Source organism: Leptotrichia sp. oral taxon 221 (genome assembly GCF_018128245.1).
Taxonomy (GTDB): Bacteria; Fusobacteriota; Fusobacteriia; order Fusobacteriales; family Leptotrichiaceae; genus JABCPH02.
This window is the reverse complement of sequence record NZ_CP072378.1, coordinates 669,998-691,498: the sequence shown is the minus strand read 5'-3', so window position 1 is coordinate 691,498 and position 21,501 is coordinate 669,998. Positions and strand designations below refer to the sequence as shown.

Sequence of the window (21,501 nt, the reverse complement as noted above, 5' to 3'; positions counted from 1 at the left end):
ATTATACAAGATATTATAATAAATAAGTCTTTATTTGTCAAGTCTTTTTCTACTTTTTCATATTTTATTTTTATAATATCTTGTTTTTTGTTTTTTCTTATTTTTAAAAATAAAATAAAAAACTTTTACCATCTTTTAAATTAATGATTTCTCAAATTAAAATTTCAAATTAAACTCTACTTGTAGTTCCATTTTCATATTTTTTTCTTTCGTTAGCGTTCAAATATTTTTTTCTCAATCTAATAAAGTTTGGTGTAATTTCAACTAACTCATCATTTTCAATATATTCTAATGCCAATTCAAGTGTAAATTCTTTTGGAGGTGCTAATTTCACTGCATCGTCACTTCCAGCTGCCCTCATATTTGTAAGTTTTTTCCCTTTACAAACATTTACAACTAAATCATTTTCTCTTGAATGTTCTCCAACGATCATTCCTTCATATACTTCTACACCAGGCCCAATAAATAAAATTCCTCTTGGCTGTAAGTTATTCAATGAGTAACCTAAACTTGTTCCTGATTCCATTGCAATAAGAACTCCTCTTCTTCTTCCAGTTACTTCACCTTTAAATGGTTCATATTCAAAGAATGAATGATTTAAAATTCCTGTACCTCTAGTTTCTGTTAAAAATTCATTTCTAAATCCAATTAATCCTCTTGAAGGCACTTTAAATTCAAGTCTAGTATAACCATCTGTTCCTTGAACCATATTTACCATTTCACCTTTTCTCAATCCTAATTTTTCAATAACAACTCCTACAAATTCATCTGCAACATCAATAATTGCCAATTCTATAGGTTCCATTTTTTGTCCATTTTTTTCTTTATAAATTACTTCTGGTTTAGATACAGCTACCTCGTATCCTTCTCTTCTCATATTTTCTAATAATATTGATAATTGAAGTTCTCCCCTTCCTTTAACTATAAAGGCATCTGGCAAATCAGTCATTTCTAATCTCATACTTACATTATGATTTACTTCTTTTTGTAATCTTTCCAAAATGTTTCTAGACGTTACAAATTTTCCGTCTTTTCCAGCAAATGGCGAATCATTTACAACAAAAGTCATTGCTAATGTAGGTTCATCAATATCAATTAATGGAAGTGGTTTTGGATTATTTCTATCTGCAACTGTTTCTCCTATATCAATTTTTTCAATTCCTGCCACAGTTACGATATCTCCAGCTGATGCTTCTTCCATTTCCACTTTTTTCAATCCATCATAACCATAAATTCTAGTAACTTTAGCGTTTACCATTTCTCCGTCTCTTTTAATTAAAGTTATGTCGCCATTTTTTTCAACTTTTCCGTTATAAATTCTTCCTGTCCCCAATTTACCTACATATTCGTCATATTCTGTATTAGTAATTAGCATTTGTAAAGGTTCGTTTTCGTCACCTTCTGGATCTTCAACGTGTTTTAAAATCATTTCGAATAAAGGTTTCATATCTTTATCTGCATCTTCTAATTCAAGTTTAGCAAATCCATTTTTTGCAGAAGCATAAACTACTGGGAAATCCAATTGTGCGTCATTTGCTCCCAATTCAACAAATAAATCGAATACAGAATCAACAACAGCATCTGGATCAGAATTTGGTCTATCTATTTTATTTACAACAACAATTGGTCTCAAACCATGTTCTAATGCTTGTTTCAATACATATTTAGTTTGAGGCATTACTCCTTCAAATGCATCTACTAATAACAACACTGAATCAACCATTTTTAAGATTCTTTGTACTTCTCCACCAAAATCAGCATGTCCTGGAGTATCTACTACATTTATTTTATAACCACCATAATGAATTGACGCATTTTTTGAAAAGATTGTTATTCCTCTTTCTTTTTCTAAATCATCACTATCCATTACTCTTTCATCAACTTTTTCATGTTCTCCAAACGTTCCTGATTGCTTCAATAACGCATCCACTAATGTTGTCTTACCGTGGTCTACGTGAGCAATTATTGCTATATTTTTTATTTTATTACTCATTCTCGTTTCAAGCGAACTTTATCGCCTATATTCCTCCTTAATATTTTTCTATCTTTTAAATTTTATAAAATTAATATCAAAAAAATTTTAAAATTCATAATTTTATAGAGTATTATAACATATTTTTTAAAAAAATAAAAATACATTTTTATTTTTTGTTTAAACTTTTTTCTAAAGAAAAAATTACTTTAGAAATTTTATGGAAAAAATAGAATAGGAATGTATCATAAATTGAAAATTATTTTGTCCACTTTATGAAACATTCCTATATCAAAATTTTCTATTTAGTAAATATTACTTGACTTTCAACATCTTTAGGTAATTTTATCCCCAAAAATTCCATATTAGATTTACTAACTTTTATTTGTAAATCTTTTACAGTTTCTATTGGGAAATCACTCGGTTTTTTACCTTTTAATAAAATTTCTGCTGCAATTTCTCCTGAACGGTAACCAATTCCATAATCTGTCGTACCTTGAGAAATAAATGCACCTGCATTACTGTAAACATCATTTGTTGCAAATACTGGAACTTTCGCTTTATTTAAAACGTCTAACAATGCTGCAAAATATGATGCAACTGTGTTGTCTTGAGTTGCATAATAAATATCTATTTCTTTAGAAATTATATTTGCTGCTGCTAAAAGTTCTGTCCCATTTGTTATCGCTTTATCAACAACATTAAAACCATTTTCTTTAGCTAATTTTTTCAAATTATTTACTTCAGAAACTGAATTTTGTTCAGATGAATTATAAATTATACCTATATTTTTTGCTTTTGGAAATATTTTTCTCATTAATTTAAGATTTTCATTAATCGGAGCTGCTCCACTTGTTCCTGTAACATTTGGAATTCCTTCTAATCCTGCACTTTTAGGATCCGTTACCGACGCAAATACGACTGGTATTGATTTATCCACCTGATTTTTAGCTGCTTGAGCTGTTGGCGTTGTAACTGCAAATACTAAATCCTTTTTATCTGACGAAAACTGTTGCATTATCAATGTTTGAGCACCCATATCATTATTAGCTATTTTATCATCGTACTCTGCTTTAACTCCTGCCTTTTCCAAAGCATCTTTAAATCCTTTTTTCGCAGCATTTAATGCTGGATGGTCTACAATTTGCGATAATCCTATCCTAAAAACCTTTTCTGACTTAGAACTACTTTTACTTTGAGTATTTTGAGCTCCTTCATTTTTATTTCCACATGACATTAGCATGCCTCCTAACATACCGAATAACAGTACACCTCTCATAATTTTTTTCATCTGAATCTCCTCCTACATAAATAATTTTAAAATATATTTTTTTATTTTTTAACTATAACTTTTATTAATTACAAATCACAACACTTATTATAACTATTTTTAATCCTATCTGTAACTTCTCAAAAATGAAGACCATTCTTTAGTTTCTTTTGAAAAGTAATTTAAAAAGTCGTTTATTTTATAACCTTTTATATCAATTGTTATGATTTTATCTTCTATTTTCAAAGATTTTATTATATTTAAATCATCTTTTGTTTTGGTTCCACCTATTATAGTGTATTTCCCATTAAATTTAGGTGCAGGTATAGCAGTGAAGAAAAATTGGCTACTATTAGTATTAGGTCCTTTATTTGCCATTGCTAACATACCTTCTGTATTAAAATTTAACCATTTAACAATTTCATCATTTACTAAATATCCTGTTCCACCTGTTCCATCTCCAACTGGGTCGCCACCTTGTACAATAGCCTCTGGAAACGTTATTTTACTAAAAGATAATCCATCATAAAATCCATTTTTAGCCAGGAATACAAAATTTGCCACATTTTTAGGAGCAGCTTCTGGATATAAAAATACATTTATATCTCCTTTTGTCGTTCTAATAACTGCTTCCATTCTAAAATCTTCCATCTCTTTCAAAAACTTTTCATTAGCTTTATCTTCTTTTTTATCAACTTTTTGTTTTGTTTCTGATTTTGACTTTGATTTTTTTTGAGATTTTACAGTTTTCGCATTTCCTATATTTAAAATTAACAATAACAAAATACCTACTAACATCACTATTTTTCTCATAAATCCTAATGTCGGCAAATTTTGTAGCTAATAAAAATTTTAACTATTTTTATTGCCTTTTCCTTTCTAAAAACTTCTTTTCACTCTTAAAATCAATTCTTCCACATCAATTTTATTATTAAAATCAAACTCTAAAATTCTAAAATCGAATTTATCTACTTCTAAATTATATTTTAAAAGCTCTCTTTCTTCCATTAAATTATCATAGATTACAAGAAGTAATGCTTCTTCGCCACTTCCATATTGGACATCAACTACAGTAAATACCCTTTTTGGATCCATATTCAAAATTTCTCGTATAACCTCGTTTGAACGTTTTGTATTTTTCATCTCTTTATACAAACCCATAACGATATCTGGCAATCTAACTCCGAATAAAATTCTCAACTCTTCTCTTTTTTTTAATTTTACTATTGACATTCTATTTTTTCCTTCTTTAAAACTCTACTTTAACTTTGGATTGCTTTTGTCAATGGTGGAATAATTTGTTTTTTTCTAGAAACTACTCCTTTTAAAGTTACCAATCCATTTTCAACTTTAGAATTAAACGCTTTTTCAATATAATCATTTCCATTTCCTGTAACAATTGCAACGGAATCATTTGTTAAAATATTAGTTATAACAAACATGAAAAATTCTAATCCTTTTTCTGAGCTAATTTTTTTAATTTCTTCAACTAATTTAGCTTCTCTTTTTAAAACTTCTTCTTCATTAACAGTATTTACTTGAGCTACCCCAATTTTTTTACCGTCAATTTCAAATACTTTCATATCCATGTTAATTAATTCAGCTTCAGATTTGTTTCCTAATGCTGTTCCTGCTTTTAACATTTCCAATCCGTATTCTTCTAAATTTACTCCTGCTATTTCAGCCAATTCTTTTCCAGCTTTCACATCACATACTGTACAAGTTGGAGATTTGAATAATAATGTATCAGAAATAATTGCACTTAACATTAATCCTGCCACTTCTTTTGAAGGAACTAATTCATTTTCTTTGTACATTCCTAAAATAATTGTTGCAGTACATCCTACTGGTGCCATTCTTACCATTAATGGTTCGTCTACATTAAAGTTAGAAATTCTGTGGTGATCAATTAATTCTAAAACTTTTGCTTCTTCAAATCCGTCAGCAGTTTGAGTTCTTTCGTTGTGATCCACTAAAATAATTTCTTTTCCAGCTACATTTTCAACTAATTCAGGTTTTTCAACTTTAAAATAATCTAAAACATATTTTGTTTCTTCGTTAATTTCTCCTAATCTTACTGGTTTTACATCTTTTCCTAATTTATTTTTTAATTCAGCATAAGCAATTGCTGAACAAATTGTATCTGTATCTGGATTTTTGTGTCCAAAAACTAATATTGACATCTTTTCCTCCTAATTTTTTTATTTTTATAAATTTACTTTATCATTATACCTTATCTCTTTTAATTTTAAAATAGTTTTTTTTATTTTTTTAATATTTTTTATTTAAAATATTTAATCAATTATATAATATCCCAAAACTAGCTAAAAAAAACATTATTGAAGTTGCTACTACAAATCCTAAAAATCCTCCAGCAAGCACTTCTTTAAAACTATGAATCCCAGCTTTTACTCTACTTTGAGCAACTAACAATGCCATGAAAAATGCCAATCCCAAAATTCTTACATCAGAAGTCATATACAAAAGTATACCAAATACAGCAAATGCTATAGCACTGTGACCACTAGGCATTCCACCTTCAAGCGGAGTCCCTTTATTAAACAATGATTTTATTATTATTACTAAAATTGCAACTAAAATTATAATTAAAATTGAAACATTTCCTTTTCTAGCCGCAATCGTATGAAGCATATCTTTACTATCAAAGATATCCAATAATTTATCGTAAAATAATAAGTATCCTACACAAAGTGCATTTATCGCTGCCACTAAAACCGCTCCTGCTGCCACATCTTTTGCCAATTTTGCAAGTGGATGTCTTTCAGGCGAAACCATATCTACCAAAGCCTCAACCGACGTATTCATTAACTCAGTAATTATCACAAATGAAACCGATAATGAAATTATCAAAATTTCTACTTTACTTGCATTAGTAACTATCGCCAAAATTACAATTATAATCGATGCTATAATATGAACTTTCATATGCTTTTCATTTCTAATCGCAGCCGTCAATCCTTCAATCGCAAAATTAAAACTGTCTATAATTCTTCTATCTCTTTCTCTTTCTTTTTTTACATCCCATTCATATCGATGTCTATTAAAAAGTTTGAATCTCTCTTTTAAACTTTTTTTATCTTTCATTTCTTCTCCTTTCTAAAACTGAAAGTCTAATTTTTACTTTTTGTTTTCATAATCTTAATTTCTAACATAATTAAATTTTTCTAAAATTTCTTCTTCTCTTTTTCTCATAACTCTTTTATCTTCTTCTTCAATGTGGTCATACCCTAATAAATGTAACATTCCGTGGCAAAGAACATAATAAAATTCCCTTTCGTCTGAATGACCATACTCGCTAGATTGCTCTCTAACTCTATCCATCGAAATTACAATATCTCCAAGCACATTCATAGGCCCAATATTCTCAGTTTCGTTATAGGCAAAAGAAATTACATCTGTCGGCATATCCTTGTCTCTATATTCTCTATTAATCTTTCGAATCGCTTCATTTGTAGTAATCATTAGCGACAAATAATATTCCTTCTCTTGAACTTCATCTCCAAACTCTTTTTCCAAAATAAAACTCACAAATTCAGTAATTTTATCTTCATCAAAAAACTCATCAACTTTTTCAATTTCATAAGTTATATCTAACTCTAACATCTTTATTCTCTCTCTTTCCTTCTATTTTTCAATTTTCTTTTTTCTTCTTTCATCTAATTTAGGATATTTAATTCTTTCGTGGTATACTCCTTGCAATGTATTTACAAATGCTTGTATAACCTTTTCAATCTCTCCTAAAGTCAATGCTGAGTCGCTCAACTGATTATCATCTATTTTCGTTCTTATCAAATATCTAATAAAATTCTCGATACCTTCTCTACTTTTATCCTCTAATGTTCTTACAGCCGCCTCAACAGTATCTGCCATCAAAATAATTCCTGATTCTTTAGTTTTCGGTTTTGGACCACTATATCTAAAATTACTTTCAACAACTTTTTCTCCATTTTCCAAAGCCTTATAATAGAAAAATTGAACTAAAGTAGTACCATGGTGCTCTAATATTACATCTAAAATTTCTTTTGGCAATTTATTTTGTTTTCCCATAATGTATCCGTCTTTTGTATGCGAAGTCAATATTAATGCACTTAAAGATGGTTTTGTCTTATTGTGAGGATTTTCTCCACCTTTTTGATTTTCCACAAAAAATTCTGGTCTCTTCATTTTTCCAATATCATGATAATATGAGGCAATTCTAGCAAATGTAGCGTTCGCATTAATCGCTTCAGCTCCACTTTCTGCCAATGCACCAACCATTATGCTATGATGAAATGTTCCAGGCGCTTTTACCAACAATTGTTTCAATAACGTATGCGAAAAATCACTTAATTCCAGCAACCGCATGTTCGTCAAAATATCAAACGTGTTTTCAAAATACGGCAACACTCCTAACGAAATTACACCTGTTATAAGTCCTCCAAATACTGAAAAAATTATAATCGTCATCAACAATACGAGATTTAACTGATTTACAAGTCCATAACTAACTGAAACAACTGCTTGAAATATTCCAAGAAATAAACTTATTTTTATAATATCACTTCTACTTGTAAGATTGTCAGCTTTATATATTGCAACCAATGCAACTGCAATCATCACTAAAAGCCAAGATTCCTCTCGCGATAAAACAAGTATATTTGTAAATGTCAACACAAATGAAAATAACCTACCACCCAATATCGTTCCTATCAAAGGCAACATCGCAAATGGCAATATGTATGTAAAATAATTATTCTTTAAAAAAATTATATACAATACATCTAAAAATATTATCGTTATTAACATTGGATAGAAAACATTGGATTCCATTAATTCCTTACAATTTCTTTTTAAAATCGTATATAATAGAGCGATTAATATAATAAAAGTTATCACTAATCCCGTTATTTTTATAATCTTAGCTCCACCTCTTACCATTCCTAACTTTTCCAATTTCAAATAGGCGTCATTATCTATGATATCGCCTTTTTTTACAATTGTATCCCCTTTATAAATATTCACTTCTCTGTCTTTAAGAGAAGCAATATTATCAGCAATTTTTTTCTCAGTTTCTTGTTCATTTAATTTCAAATTTGGCTTTATAAAATTTTTCAAGAATTTTAAATCTAAATTATCAGCTCTAATCTCTTTTTCTCTTATTATTCGAGGAAAATCCTCTGTCCTTATAATTCCCTCATCATAAATTTCAGAAACAATATCAGAAATATTTACAAGATAACTTGGATCTTCTACTCTAATTAGTATTTTTTTTACATCTTCTACTGTTAAATTATACTTCCTTGATTGTATAAATTTCTTAATGTCGTCATCATTATAAAATTTAGTCTCTCTCAAATCCCTAAAAAATTCGTTAATCGCAATTCGCGTTTCTTTATTAACTTCTGGGATTTTATCATACTCTGGCGTTGTATTTCTAAAAATTTTATCTTGAATATTATCATCTAGCAAATCAACAGAATAAGTTACATTTTTGTAAGCGATTATATCTGATTCTGCTATACTTCCAACCGTATAATTTGGTTTTAATCGAATTGCTTCTACGAAAATTCCAAATATAAAAAATATTATCGATAATAGTAAAAATCTATAAATAAATTTACCCTTATTTTTTCGAATAGTATTTTTTACATTATTTCTAGTATCTCGATTTCTATTATCTTTCATTTCAAAAAGAAATTCTCGGCCTAGTATATTAAAATTCATTTTTATCCTCCCTTTATTTCCCAGATTTCATTAATTTCAAAATATTATCTTTACTATCTTTTATAGCATTTTTAGGCAATGTCTCTAAAAATTTCCTTCCATAATATTTTTTAATAATTCTATTATCTAAAATAATAATATTACCATAATCTGTTTTACTTCTAATTAATCTACCAATTCCTTGTTTAAATTTTATAACCGCTTGTGGCACTTGATAATCATTAAATGGATTTTGTCCATTATTTTTAATATTTTCAATTATCGATTCTGTTACTGGATCATTAGGCACTTTAAATGGCAATTTCACGATAATTACTGACTTTAACTGATCTCCTTGAACATCTACACCTTCCCAAAAACTATCCGTTCCAAGCAATATCGGATTTTTAGAATGTTTAAAAATTTCTATCATTTCATGTCTTGGATAATCATTTTGTCTAATAATCGTATATTCGTTTTTACTAAAAGTTCTTACTATCTTATTATACAAATAATTCATCATACTATAAGATGTAAATAACAAGAAACAATGTCCTTTTGTAGCTTTTATCGATTCTTTAATAAAGTCTTCTAAATCATTCAAAAATTCAAGATTTGTAGGTTCCAACGCATCAGTTGGAATATAAACTTTCATTTGTTTTTCATAATTAAATGGTGATTTTATAATTTTTTCTAAAATTTTTGATTTTTTCTCTTTTTTCAATCCTATACTTTTTTTATAATAATCAAATTTCTTATCAACTGCCAATGTAGCTGAAGTAAATATCATTCGATCCAATTTAGTTAATAAATTTTCATTCAGTTCATCTGAAATATCATAAGGCGTTGCATATAATTTTACATTAGATCTCACAGAAGTTATGTTTAACCAATAAACGAAACCATCTTCCTTCGCCTCAATAATAAACTCAAAATTCTTATAATATTTCTTTAATCTTTCATAATATCTTGAAAAATCAAAAATATAACCTTCTTTATCTTCTAAATTCAAATTCCCAACAAAATTTAAAAATTTATTTATTTGTAAAACCAAGTTTCCGTAAATTTCTTTAAATTTTTGATTTGCCAATTTTATTTCTTGCCATCTTGGATTATTTCTTAAAATTTTCTCATCTAATTTAACTTTAATTTCTCTAGCATCCTCTTGCGAAAACATTGCCATAAACTTATCAAAAATATCAATTCCTGTATCATAGAAATCATTTAATTCTTTTACGATTGCATCTCTCATTTCATCAATTTTCACATATGTTTCTTGATCCAAACTTTCATTCAAATAAGCTAACGCTCTCATTAAAGCTCCTGCATTATTTGAACCAGTTGCTCTTCTATTAAAAATATTCCCCATAAGACGTCCAAAAGATATCTTCGTCGCTTCAAACGTAAAATAATTTCTTGCTGTATCCTCAATATTATGTGCCTCATCAAACACAACAATATCATAATTTGGTAATATCGAATAGTTTGTATAAAATCCTGTTTGATTTCTAATCGACAAATCTGCAAAAAACATATGATGATTTACAATTAGCAAATTTGCATCTGAAATATTTTTTCGAGCTTTAAAAAAATGACACTCTGAATAATGTGGACATTTAACCCCTTTACACATATCCACTTCACTGTTCACCTTTTCCCAAACCGATAGCGGTACTTCATATTTCAGTTCACTCCTATCACCTGTTTCAGTAATATTTTCATCCCATTCCAACAAATTTCTTATTAACGCCTTCTCTTCTTTTTCCTTTTCAGTATCTGATTCCAACTCAGAAATATCCACATTTCTCAATTTTCTTTTTGACAAATAATTCCCTCGCCCTTTTACTATTTGATACGAAAAATCCTTCCCTAATATTTTCTTCAACAATGGAATGTCTTTATTTATAAGCTGCTCTTGTAAATTTATCGTATTCGTGGAAACAATTACTTTCAAATTATTTTCTATCGCATAAAGTAATGTAGGCAATAAATATCCTATTGTTTTCCCAGTCCCAGTTCCCGCTTCAATCAACAATTTTTTATTCTCATTTACACTTTTCTCAATATATTTAGCCATTTCATACTGTTCCTTACGTGGCTCAAATTTTTTAAAAGTTTTATGTATAATCCCATTTTCTCCAAAATAATCGTCAACATTAATTTTAATAAATTCCTTCAATGGAACGATGACATAAATATCATCAACATCATTATTTACAATATATGAAGCACCTCCAACATCTCCATACATACTTGATATTGCAACATCTTCATCTGAAGGAATTAATACTCCTGAAGGATGATTGTGTATTATTACCTCATTTTTTCTCATTTTATTCAATAATGCCGCTACAGAACTTTCATTTCCTCTAGCAATCACTTCTATATCTACTACCATTCCCTCACTATCAGGAATTCCCCTAAAAAATACTTCATTCCCTTTAGCATTTTTTATCTCTACTTTTATCCGTTCAATCGTCTCGACATTAATCAAATCTGTAATTTCCATTTTTCCTCCTATATAAAAGATTTTACTATATCTATTCGTTTTTTTCAACTTTTTTATTTGAAAAACCTCTTATTCTAAAAAAATTTGATAAATCACTTGATTTTTATTGAAAAAAATGATATCATACTTTGTAATTTGCATATACTATGTTATAGAGCAATGTTCATAAATATATTAAATATATTAAATATTAGAAAGGAGATTATAATGGCACATTCTAAATCATCTAAAAAAAGAGTATTTATTGGTAAAAGAAATGCAGAAAGAAACCAAGCTATAAGAAGTAGAGTTAAAACTTTCGTAAAAAAAGTACTTGCAGCTGTGGAAGCTAAAAATGTCGACGAAGCAAAAACAGCATTACAAGTTGCTTACAAAGAATTGGATAAAGCTGTAACAAAAGGTGTTCTTAAGAAAAACACTGTTTCAAGAAAAAAATCTAGACTTGCATTAAAAGTTAACTCATTAGCTAAGTAATTGCTTTTGATTAATTTTAAAAAAATTTTTTTAAAATTAGTAAAAAACAAAAGGATTGAAATCTATTCGATAACAATCCTTTTTTTATTTTCTTTATCTATTCAGAGAATATTTATAATTTTTTGTAAACTAATAGATAAATCTAGTAAATTCAGTACTTTGCTATTCTATTTACACAAAAATTTTTATACTCTCCCCATCTATTCTAATTCATTTAAAAATTCAAGAACTTAAAATACTTTAAAACAAGAAATAATTTCCAATATTAAATTTTCTACTGCTGGAGCCATCTCAATTTTCCCTGTTTTTATATCCCTTTCCACTTCCCAACATCTATACACTAATCTTTTTAAATTATCTTTAGTATAATTTTTTTCTATCTCCAATTTTTTATAAATCACGTACGGATTTGGAATTCTCCCATTATTTTTAAAAATATCTTCATATTCTTCAAATTGCTTCTTAAAAACATTGTAATTGCTACTAAAAACTTTCCCTTCCTTTTTCAACGAACTTATCTTATACATTGCTTCCAACTCACCATAAAGCGAATACAACACTCCCATATATTCCTTCGTTTTCTTCAAATAATCCATCGCTTCCAAAATGTTATTTGTCAATATTTCTCGAACAATCTGATAAATTTGAAATTCTTTTTCTATCGATACAATTTTCTTAACTTCCTCTAGAACAAAATTATCTCCACCCAAATAAGCTTTTATTTTTCCAACCTCATTTTTTATTTTAAATGGATTTTTTCCAACCATTTCAATTAAAAGCATAGCATCCCTTTTAGAAACACCTAATTCATGACAAATGTAATCCCTCATTTCGTCATCACTATATTTCAAATACAAATAAACCTTAAAATCTCCATTTTGCTTCAACTCTTCTAGCTTTTTAATAAGTTTTGAACCTAGTTTCCCATCTTCCTTTAAATAATCAATAATTATTTCCTTATTTTGTATATTCAAACTTTCAATATATTCCAATAATTTTTCAATATTTTTCAATTTTTCAGTTCTTTTTAATATTACGATCTCAGGAACAGAAAATATCGAATTCATACTTATTTTTTCTAAAAACCGATCTTCTTCTTTTAAACTCGCATCGAACACTGTCTCTAAAATATTTGGTGTTTCTTTTCTTATCTGTTCCAATATCTCAAAGTACTTGAATTCTCTATGTTTCAATCCACCTATAAAATATATCATTTCTCTCCCTTTTTTCTTCTATTTAAAATTAAATTGATTTTTTATTTTTTTTATGCTAAAATTCTCACGTATCATATAAATTAGGAGGTTTTTTTATGAATTTAGATGTTAAATCACAAAAATCAATTGCTGGTTTAAGAGCTAATGTTGCAGCTTTTCTTATTAATTTAAGTTTCTTTATACCAGGATTCAATATTTTTTTCCCAATATTAGCGTTAATAATTGAAGAAAATAACAATTTTGTTAGAGAATATTCAAAACAAACATTAATTGTTAGTATATTCTTTACAGTTAGCTCATTAACTTTACTTATTGCATACATTGGTACTTATGTTGCCGCAATTTTAATGACACTTATTTGTATAATCCAAGTTATCTCAATAATTTTATCTATTTTAGGTAAAGAGTTTAAAATTCCTTTTATAGATACAATTACAGATTTCTTTTTTGTTGATTAATTTTAACATTTTTAGAAGTTATCTTTTTAAAGATGACTTCTTTTTTATTTTATCACAGATATTTTTAAAAAACAATGAAATATAAAAACATCATTTTATAATAAAACCACCTTAAAATTAAACTCAAAAAACTATGACTATTTTATTCAACTCCCAATTTATACAATTTTTAGTATTTTAATTTTAAATAAGTTTGAGTATAATTTTAAAATAGTTATAGCTTTTGAATTTGTTTTTTTAAAACAATTTTACTATAAGTATCCTTTGAAATTATCTCCAAAGAAAAAAAGACCATTCATTACTAAACTGGTCTTTTAATATCTTAAATATATTCACAAATTCTTTAAATATCTAATTTAATTCTTTGAATATCAGCACCAACTGCATTCAATTTTTGCTCTAATTTATCATACCCTCTATCTATGTGATAAACTCTGTTAATAATAGTTTCTCCATCAGCTACAAGTCCTGCTAATACTAATGCTGCTCCTGCTCTTAAATCTGAAGCCATAACTTCAGCACCAGTTAATGATAATCCACCATTTATCATAGCAATTCCATGTTTTATTATAATATCTGTCCCCATTCTATTGAATTCAGGAACATGCATAAATCTATTTTCAAATACAGTTTCTTCCATAGAACTTCCACCATTTACTAATGCTTGTAACAACATCATTTGAGGTTGCATATCAGTAGGGAATCCTGGATGAGGTAAAGTTTTTATTTTTGCTGGTTTTAATTTTTTCAAATCACCAATTACTGTTAAAATATTCCCTTCCTTCTCAAATTTTACACCCATTGCTTCTAATTCAGTTTTAAATACGCCTAAATCATCTAAATTAGCATTTTCTATTTTTAATTCACCTTCTGTTATTAATGAAGCAATTACATAAGTTCCAGCTTCAATTCTATCTGGCATAATTGAATATTCAACTGCATGAAGCTCTTCTACACCTTCAATTTCAATATTTGGTGTTCCTAATCCTGTAATTTTAGCTCCCATTTTATTTAAAAAGTTTCCTAAATCTACAATTTCAGGCTCTCTTGCTGCATTTGAAATTACTGTTTTTCCAGGTGCTTTTACTGCTGCCATCATAATATTTTGTGTAGCTCCAACACTTGGGAATCCTAAAGGAATTTCTGCTCCTTTTAGTTTATCAGCTTTTGCATGAATATAACCATGTACTCTAGTTATTTCCGCTCCTAATAATTCAAATCCTTTCAAATGTAAATCAACTGGTCTAGAACCAATCGCACATCCTCCTGGAAGTGATACAACAGCTTCATCCAAGTTAGCAATCATAGGCCCCATTACTAAAAATGACGCTCTCATTTGTTTTACAATTTCATAACTTGCTTCATTTCTTTTAAAACCATTATTTACAATTCTATAAGTAGTTTCGTCTAATTTTTCTGTTTCCATACCTAAATCTTCTAAAAGTTTCATTAGTACTCTAATATCTCTTAAATTTGGTACATTTCTTAAAATGTACTCCCCTTTAGCAACTAATGTTGCAATTATAATTGGTAAAGCTGCATTTTTTGCTCCACTTACTTTTATCGTTCCATTCAAAGGCGTTTTTCCTTTTACCTTAAATCCATCAACCACGTTTTTTTCCTCCTAATTTTTGACATATTGGACATTTTGCACCAAAAAGTTTATCTAAAAAGTTTAATTCTTTGTATTTTTTTTCATATTCAGGCATTTCTTTTTTTATTATATCCATATGAAAATCACAAATTGATTTTTCTAAAGCTTCAAAATAAATATCTGGTAGTCCTGCTTCTTTAAATTTCTCTTTTGCTGTTTTTACTATCGGATTATCCAAAGGATTTTCTATTGCATCATCTGACGCAACAACTAATCCAATTTCTCCTGTATTAACTATACTATCTACTAATTTATACGGAATATTTTTTCTTTTTGATATTTCAATATATTTTTTTGAATAATCAAAGCCTAATTCCCTTGAAATTAATAATTTTTTTGCAGCTTTATCTCCCAAGGCATCTTCTATTTCAGGATAAATGCCTTTTTCTTTTACTTGAGAAAATGTCAATGCTGCAATTACTCTTTCTTTATATTCTCCTAAATAAATGTTTTTTTCTATCTTTGCTTCAAAAGCTCTATCTTTTGATTTTTCAATTGAATTCATTAAATCTGTACTAGAAATATTTTTATTCATTTTCATTTTCTCTCCATTCATAATAGGCATTCTATCATAAATTTATAAATTTTTAAATATCATTTGTTCAAAATCTTTAAAAGAAAATGAATGTTATAATGAAAATTATTTCAAATAATACATATAATTTCATAAAATTATCAATTTTTGGAATTTGATTTTTCCCTTCGTCACTAATTAGTAAATTCCGTAAAACAATTAATAAAACTATATAGATTATAAGGTTTAGTATCGAAAAAGGAAATCTAACGAAACATACTATCGATATCATCATAAAAATATAGATTTTAAAAGTCGTTCTTTTACTGGAAAAAAAGATATTAATTAAATTATATTTTGAATACATATACAACAAAATCAAACAAACAACCCCCATATAAGGCGATATTACTTCCAATTTCGTTATTGCATAAATAACAAAATACAAAACAATAGATATTGCTAGAATTATTAGTTTTTCAGTTTTATCGACTTCTTTTTCTTTAAACACTTATTTTCCTCCTTAAATAATCTCTACTTTTCTTAATTTAAAAATTTATAAATAAATAATCATATCATTTTCATATTACATTATTTTTTATATTTTACGAACAATTATATACCTTTTTTTAATATTTTTCAAGGCTAAATCTTCAATTATTTTACAAAATAACAATTTATAAAAATATTAATCGTCACCTAAATTTATATTGTTATAAATCTTTTTCAAAGTTGATTTTTCTATATGTGTATAAATTTCTGTTGTCGATATATTTGCATGACCTAAAATCTCTTGAACAATTCTTATATCAGCACCATTTTTTAATAATGCTGTTGCGATTGAATGCCTAAAAATATGTGGATAAACGTTCTTTTCAATTCCAGCATCTTTCGATATTTTCTTCAAATTTTTCCAAAATTTTGATCTTTTTGTATTTGGAAATATTTTAAAATTTTCTTTTGCATTTTTCAATTTTGGTCTATAATTTTCCAAATAATCCTTTATCTCTTTTTCTAATCCATCATAAATTGGGATCACTCTATATTTAGAACCTTTTCCTAAAACTTTTATAAATTCATATTCTTGATTTTCAACATCTTTTATTTCGAGATTCAAAATTTCAGAAATTCTCGCTCCAGTTGCTATCAAAAATTTTATTATCATCTTATTTTGCATACCTTCTGGTGTGTGATTACAGTTGTCTACAATTCTTTTTATTTCTTGCAATGTCAATGTTTCTGGAAGTCTTTTTTCTCGCTTTAAACTTCTTATCATGTTTGTAGGATCTTCCTTTACAATTTTATTCAAATAACAAAACTTATAAAAAGTTCTAATAGCAGAAATTTTTCGCAATATCGAATTTCGTTTCAACTTTTCACCAATTTTTTCAATATATTTATAAATATCGTCCTCTTGAATTTCCTCTACATTTTTACTAATACTCAAAAAAAAATGTTTTAAATCTCTTTCGTATCCAATCAACGTATTTTCTGAACTTCCCTTTTCATATCTCAAAAAATCTAAAAAATCTATTATTCTAACATTAACTTCTCTTTTTAACTTAATTCTTTCTTCCTTTTGTTTTTCTTCTTTTTTTTCTGAATTTTCTTCTATTTCTAGCTTTTCTTGTTCCATATCTTTTCCCATTTATAGCAACCCCATTATTTCTTTCGCATGAGTAATCGATGCTTCTGTAATCTTATCTCCTGAAATTATTCTTGCAACTTCTTTAATTCTCTCTTCTTGAGTCAATTCTCGGACCTTTGTTTCTGTAACATTATTTTCAACTTCTTTTTTAATGAAAAACTGTTGTCGTGCTTTTCCTGCGATCTGTGGCGAATGAGTAACACAAATTACTTGCACTTTTCCAGATAACTCTTTCAATTTATCCGCAACTCTTTTTACAGTCTCTCCAGAAATTCCCGTATCAATCTCATCAAAAATCAATACTGAAATATTATCAACCGTTGAAAATACTACTTTTAAAGCTAACATAATTCTTGAGATTTCTCCACCTGAAGCAATTTTTGCAAGTGGTTTAAAATCCTCACCTACATTTGTTGTCATCATAAATTCCACATCGTCAATCCCTTTAGAATTTACCACATCTTGCTCCAAAAACTCAAACTTGAATCTAAACTTAGCATTAGACATATTCAAATCTTCTAATTGCTCATGAATTGTAACTTCTAAATTTTTTGCAACACTTTTTCTTATTGCACTTAATTTTTTTGAAAGTTCATAATATTTTTGTTCCTTCTCATTTTTTTCATTTTTCAAAGTTTCTAATTCATTATTTTCAAAATTAATTAGCGATAACTTATTTTGAATATCGTCTCTATAATCTAATATTTCTTGAATTGTCGAACCATATTTCAATTTCAACTTATTTATTTCATCAATACGCTTAACAACCTTTTCAAGCCTGTCATCATCCAACTCAATATCCTCAATATAATCATCCACAGTATAAGCAATTTCATCCAAGTCATAAATAATATTCTCAATTTTATCTTTCAACTCATTGTAATTTTCTGAAATTCCAACTAATTGCTCTAAATTTCTTTTAACCTTTCCTAAAGAACTTATCACTGAAAATTCTCCATCTTTTAATCTTTGAGCTGAATCTTGTAATTTTTCACCTATTTTCCCAGCATTAAACAAGATTTTATATTCTTCTTCAAGTTCAACATCTTCGTTAACTTTCAAGTCCAAGCCATTTATCTCATTACACTGAAATTCAAAAACATCTTTTCTTTCCTCAACTTTTTTCTTTTCAACCTCAATTTTATCAATTTTACTATTCAATTTTTTTATAATTCCAACTGTTTCTTCTATTTCCTTTAGTAAATCTTGACCTTCTCTCTCCAAATATTTATCCAACAATAATAAGTGATAATTTTTATTTAATAGATATTGATGCTCATGCTGACCTACTAAATCAATAATATTAACCATCAGTTCTTTTAATCTAGAAACTGTCATTCTAACACCATTTACAGTTATTTTCGTTTTTGAATTTCTATCAAAATAACGAGAAACTATTAATTCATCATCTTCAATCTCAAAACCAAGTTCATTCAATTTTTTTTTCTGATTTTCATTCAAATCAAAAATACCTTCTGCATAAAGACCTTCCTCATTTGTTCTTATCATTTCCAAATGACTTCTTTCACCGATTAGCAAAGAAATTCCATCCAATATTATTGATTTCCCCGCTCCAGTTTCTCCTGTCATCGAAATTAGTCCTTCATCAAATTCTAAATTCAAATCTTTTATTATAGCTAAATTATTCAACCTTAATTCTCTTAGCATTTCTAATCCTTCACCTATTCCTTTTTACACCTTTTATTTTTAAATCAATAAATTTTTATTTTATTATAGCGTCTCCCCACTTTAATTTTTGTCTTAAAATACTGTAGTAATCATTCTTCCCTGATTTTATTATTTTTACTTTTTTATTAGATAATCTTGCGTTTATTGTATCATCTTGTTTAACTTTAATACAGATACTTCCATCAAGATTCAAATGTGCATCATTATCTCTTGAAAACACTTTAAAACTAAGAGTATTTCCCCCATCAATGATAATTGGTCGTGCTGTTAGTCCTTGAGGTGACAATGGTGTTATTGTTACTGCCTTCAAACCTGGATAGACAATGGAACCTCCTGCTGAAAGTGAATATGCTGTAGAACCTGTAGGTGTTGCTACAATTACCCCATCAGCACGATATTCATTAACAAAAGTATTATTTTCATAAACTTCCACTTGTATTAAATGCGACATCATTCCACCCTTTAACAAAACTAACTCATTCAAAGCATAATAAGTTTTTTTATTATATTTTACTTCCAAAAAAGCTCTTTCATCAACTACATATTGTCCATTTTGGTATCTTTTTAACATCTCAACTAAATTTTCTGGACTTATTTCAGCAAGATAACCTAAACTTCCCATATTTACAGCCATTACAGGCACATTTTTCTTCAAAGCTTCCTTCGCTGCAACAAGTGTCGTTCCATCTCCACCAAAAGATATTATCAAATCTGCCTCTGATACATCTTCAACTTCTTCAATACCATTATTTTTTATATATTCATAATACTCTTTCAATAAACTTTCATCTAGATACTCACTTTTCACATATCTTATTTTTTTTAATATATTTTTATGTTCACTCATAAATATCACCTCTTTTTTATAGTTACCACATTTCGCAAACACAATAAAAATCAAATTTTTTTCAAATTACAAATATTTCTATTTTTTTACAACTTTATTTTTTAATTTTATCAAAATTCCACTTATTTTATTATATACTTCTCTATTAACTAACAATTTAATAACGACAGCAAAATAAATAATTTTTATTCCAAATTTCATTAAAGATATATTTTCATTTCCTAAATACAAAATCACAGGATTTATTACTATTACTAAATATAAAATCAATTTTTTATAATTAAATGAAATTTTATATCTCTTTTTAATAATCACAAATTCTATAATTATTCTTAATAAAAACGCAATCAATGTAGTCCAAGAAGCAATTAAAATCCCATGTTCTGGATATTTTGGAATCAATATTAAATTTGCAGACAAATTAAATATTAATGCACATACTGAAAAATAGAAAATAAACATACTATCTTCATGGAAATGAAAAAAATAATCTAAACAAATTAGCGATCGAATTACGACTCCAGCTAAAATAATCGGTATCGGATTTATTGAAGACGCATAACTTGCTGGAAATACCAATCTTACAGCCTCTGGCGCAAATAACTGAGCTCCCACACAAACAAATGAAATCAACGCCAAGAAATCTTCCAAACTTTTCGTAATTCGTGGATTATTTTTATCAATTTTCATTGCCTCATAAAATTCTGGTGTCCAGCTATTTATAAAAGAACTTGTTACAACTGATAAAACTTGACCTCCCGTATATGCCAAAGTATAAATTCCAGCATTGGCAAATGAAGAAAATTTCGCAATCAAAATTCTATCACTAAAATTTACAATTTGGTCAGTTAATTCAATAAAAATTAATGGCACACCATTTTTTATCGAATATTTCATATAGTCAAAATTCAATTTTAATCTAAATTTCCCAAAATAATCTTTAAAATAATAAAGTAACAATACAAGTATTGCAATCAAATTCGCAAACTGATTCCCAAAAACACCCATTTTTAAATTTTTTATAAAAATAATTGTCAAAATATAAGTTGTAAATAAACTGATCATACTTCCGATCGCAACTTTCATATACATCTTTTTCATTCTAAAAAGTGTCGTTGCTAAGGTATTTAAAGCATTTACAGATGCTATAACAACTGTTATGATAACTAATGGATTATATTTCACTGTTGTCAAATCAATTACATATGAAAAAAGTGTCTTTGCTAATGGTGTCAGCAAGAAAATATATGTCAATACATTGAAAATAATAATTACCATCGCTGTCGAGAACATGTAACTTCCTAGCTCTTCTTCGTTATCTTTCAATTCGATATACTTTTTCATTTGTGCATTATAAAGACCAAGTCCCAAAATAACCGCAAACAATGTTGCAATCGGACCTAATGTCCCAACTATTCCAAATTCCTCTTTTGTCAATAGTCTAGTTATAATTGGCAAAAATATCAATGATCCCAATTTTGTTACTATAGTTGAGAGTGAATACACCATTGTTCCTTTTACTAAATTTTTATTATTCATCTTTTCTCCT

General features: G+C 27.6%; 19 protein-coding genes. 2 read left to right on the top strand and 17 right to left on the bottom strand.

Features of this window, described 5'->3' with window-relative positions:
• Positions 1-169: 169 nt before the first annotated feature.
• From typA to J4863_RS03095, 9 genes are all read right to left on the bottom strand, one after another.
• Positions 170-1,993: a translational GTPase TypA gene (typA, locus tag J4863_RS03135; protein ID WP_211619009.1), complete on the bottom strand. Its 1,824-nt coding sequence runs from the start codon at positions 1,991-1,993 to the stop codon at positions 170-172.
• Between the two features lie 280 nt (positions 1,994-2,273).
• Positions 2,274-3,263, bottom strand: coding sequence for an ABC transporter substrate-binding protein (locus tag J4863_RS03130; protein WP_211619008.1), 990 nt, complete (start codon positions 3,261-3,263; stop codon positions 2,274-2,276).
• Positions 3,264-3,368: 105 nt separating this feature from the next.
• Entirely contained in the window at positions 3,369-4,040 is a 672-nt protein-coding gene (locus J4863_RS03125; protein ID WP_249111566.1) for a peptidylprolyl isomerase, read from the bottom strand.
• A gap of 81 nt (positions 4,041-4,121) precedes the next feature.
• A complete protein-coding gene (locus J4863_RS03120; RefSeq protein WP_211619006.1) occupies positions 4,122-4,475 on the bottom strand; it encodes a hypothetical protein in 354 nt (117 codons plus the stop codon).
• 29 nt (positions 4,476-4,504) lie between these two features.
• On the bottom strand, positions 4,505-5,425 hold the full coding sequence (locus J4863_RS03115) for a manganese-dependent inorganic pyrophosphatase (protein WP_211619005.1): 921 nt from the start codon (positions 5,423-5,425) through the stop codon (positions 4,505-4,507).
• Positions 5,426-5,540: 115 nt separating this feature from the next.
• Entirely contained in the window at positions 5,541-6,347 is an 807-nt protein-coding gene (locus J4863_RS03110) for a diacylglycerol kinase (RefSeq protein WP_211619004.1), read from the bottom strand.
• Positions 6,348-6,401: 54 nt separating this feature from the next.
• A complete protein-coding gene (ybeY, locus tag J4863_RS03105) occupies positions 6,402-6,866 on the bottom strand; it encodes an rRNA maturation RNase YbeY (protein WP_211619003.1) in 465 nt (154 codons plus the stop codon).
• 21 nt (positions 6,867-6,887) lie between these two features.
• On the bottom strand, positions 6,888-8,966 hold the full coding sequence (locus J4863_RS03100; protein ID WP_211619002.1) for an HD family phosphohydrolase: 2,079 nt from the start codon (positions 8,964-8,966) through the stop codon (positions 6,888-6,890).
• 13 nt (positions 8,967-8,979) lie between these two features.
• Positions 8,980-11,454 carry a helicase C-terminal domain-containing protein gene (locus J4863_RS03095; RefSeq protein WP_211619001.1) on the bottom strand — a complete coding sequence of 825 codons (2,475 nt, stop codon included), beginning with the start codon at positions 11,452-11,454 and terminating at the stop codon, positions 8,980-8,982.
• Positions 11,455-11,661: 207 nt separating this feature from the next.
• Here J4863_RS03095 and rpsT point away from each other — a divergent pair, with 207 nt between their 5' ends.
• Positions 11,662-11,928 (top strand): 30S ribosomal protein S20, encoded by a 267-nt coding sequence (gene rpsT, locus J4863_RS03090; RefSeq protein WP_211619000.1) that lies wholly within the window; start codon positions 11,662-11,664, stop codon positions 11,926-11,928.
• Between the two features lie 230 nt (positions 11,929-12,158).
• On the opposite strand, the gene holA is transcribed toward rpsT, so the two are convergent.
• A complete protein-coding gene (gene holA, locus J4863_RS03085) occupies positions 12,159-13,142 on the bottom strand; it encodes a DNA polymerase III subunit delta (RefSeq protein WP_211618999.1) in 984 nt (327 codons plus the stop codon).
• A 95-nt stretch (positions 13,143-13,237) separates the two neighbouring features.
• Here holA and J4863_RS03080 point away from each other — a divergent pair, with 95 nt between their 5' ends.
• A complete protein-coding gene (locus J4863_RS03080) occupies positions 13,238-13,600 on the top strand; it encodes a DUF4870 domain-containing protein (protein ID WP_211618998.1) in 363 nt (120 codons plus the stop codon).
• A gap of 343 nt (positions 13,601-13,943) precedes the next feature.
• Here the strand turns inward: J4863_RS03080 and murA are convergent, their stop codons facing one another.
• The 7 genes from murA to J4863_RS03045 all read right to left on the bottom strand — a co-directional run bounded on the left by murA (position 13,944) and on the right by J4863_RS03045 (position 21,491).
• A complete protein-coding gene (gene murA / locus J4863_RS03075) occupies positions 13,944-15,212 on the bottom strand; it encodes a UDP-N-acetylglucosamine 1-carboxyvinyltransferase (protein WP_211618997.1) in 1,269 nt (422 codons plus the stop codon).
• The gene (locus tag J4863_RS03070) at positions 15,205-15,795 is read right to left on the bottom strand and encodes a DUF1694 domain-containing protein (protein WP_211618996.1); all 591 of its coding nucleotides are present in this window, start codon (positions 15,793-15,795) and stop codon (positions 15,205-15,207) included. The genes murA and J4863_RS03070 overlap by 8 nt, the downstream gene beginning before the upstream one ends.
• A 70-nt stretch (positions 15,796-15,865) precedes the next feature.
• Positions 15,866-16,279 (bottom strand): phospholipid phosphatase, encoded by a 414-nt coding sequence (locus tag J4863_RS03065; protein WP_211618995.1) that lies wholly within the window; start codon positions 16,277-16,279, stop codon positions 15,866-15,868.
• A 177-nt stretch (positions 16,280-16,456) separates the two neighbouring features.
• Positions 16,457-17,416, bottom strand: a complete 960-nt coding sequence (locus J4863_RS03060) for a tyrosine-type recombinase/integrase (protein ID WP_249111565.1) — start codon at positions 17,414-17,416, stop codon at positions 16,457-16,459.
• Positions 17,417-19,084, bottom strand: coding sequence for a DNA repair protein RecN (gene recN, locus J4863_RS03055; RefSeq protein ID WP_211618994.1), 1,668 nt, complete (start codon positions 19,082-19,084; stop codon positions 17,417-17,419). It lies immediately after the preceding gene.
• 55 nt (positions 19,085-19,139) lie between these two features.
• Positions 19,140-19,952 carry an NAD(+)/NADH kinase gene (locus J4863_RS03050; RefSeq protein WP_211618993.1) on the bottom strand — a complete coding sequence of 271 codons (813 nt, stop codon included), beginning with the start codon at positions 19,950-19,952 and terminating at the stop codon, positions 19,140-19,142.
• A 78-nt stretch (positions 19,953-20,030) separates the two neighbouring features.
• Positions 20,031-21,491, bottom strand: a complete 1,461-nt coding sequence (locus tag J4863_RS03045; protein WP_211618992.1) for an oligosaccharide flippase family protein — start codon at positions 21,489-21,491, stop codon at positions 20,031-20,033.
• Positions 21,492-21,501: the final 10 nt, after the last annotated feature.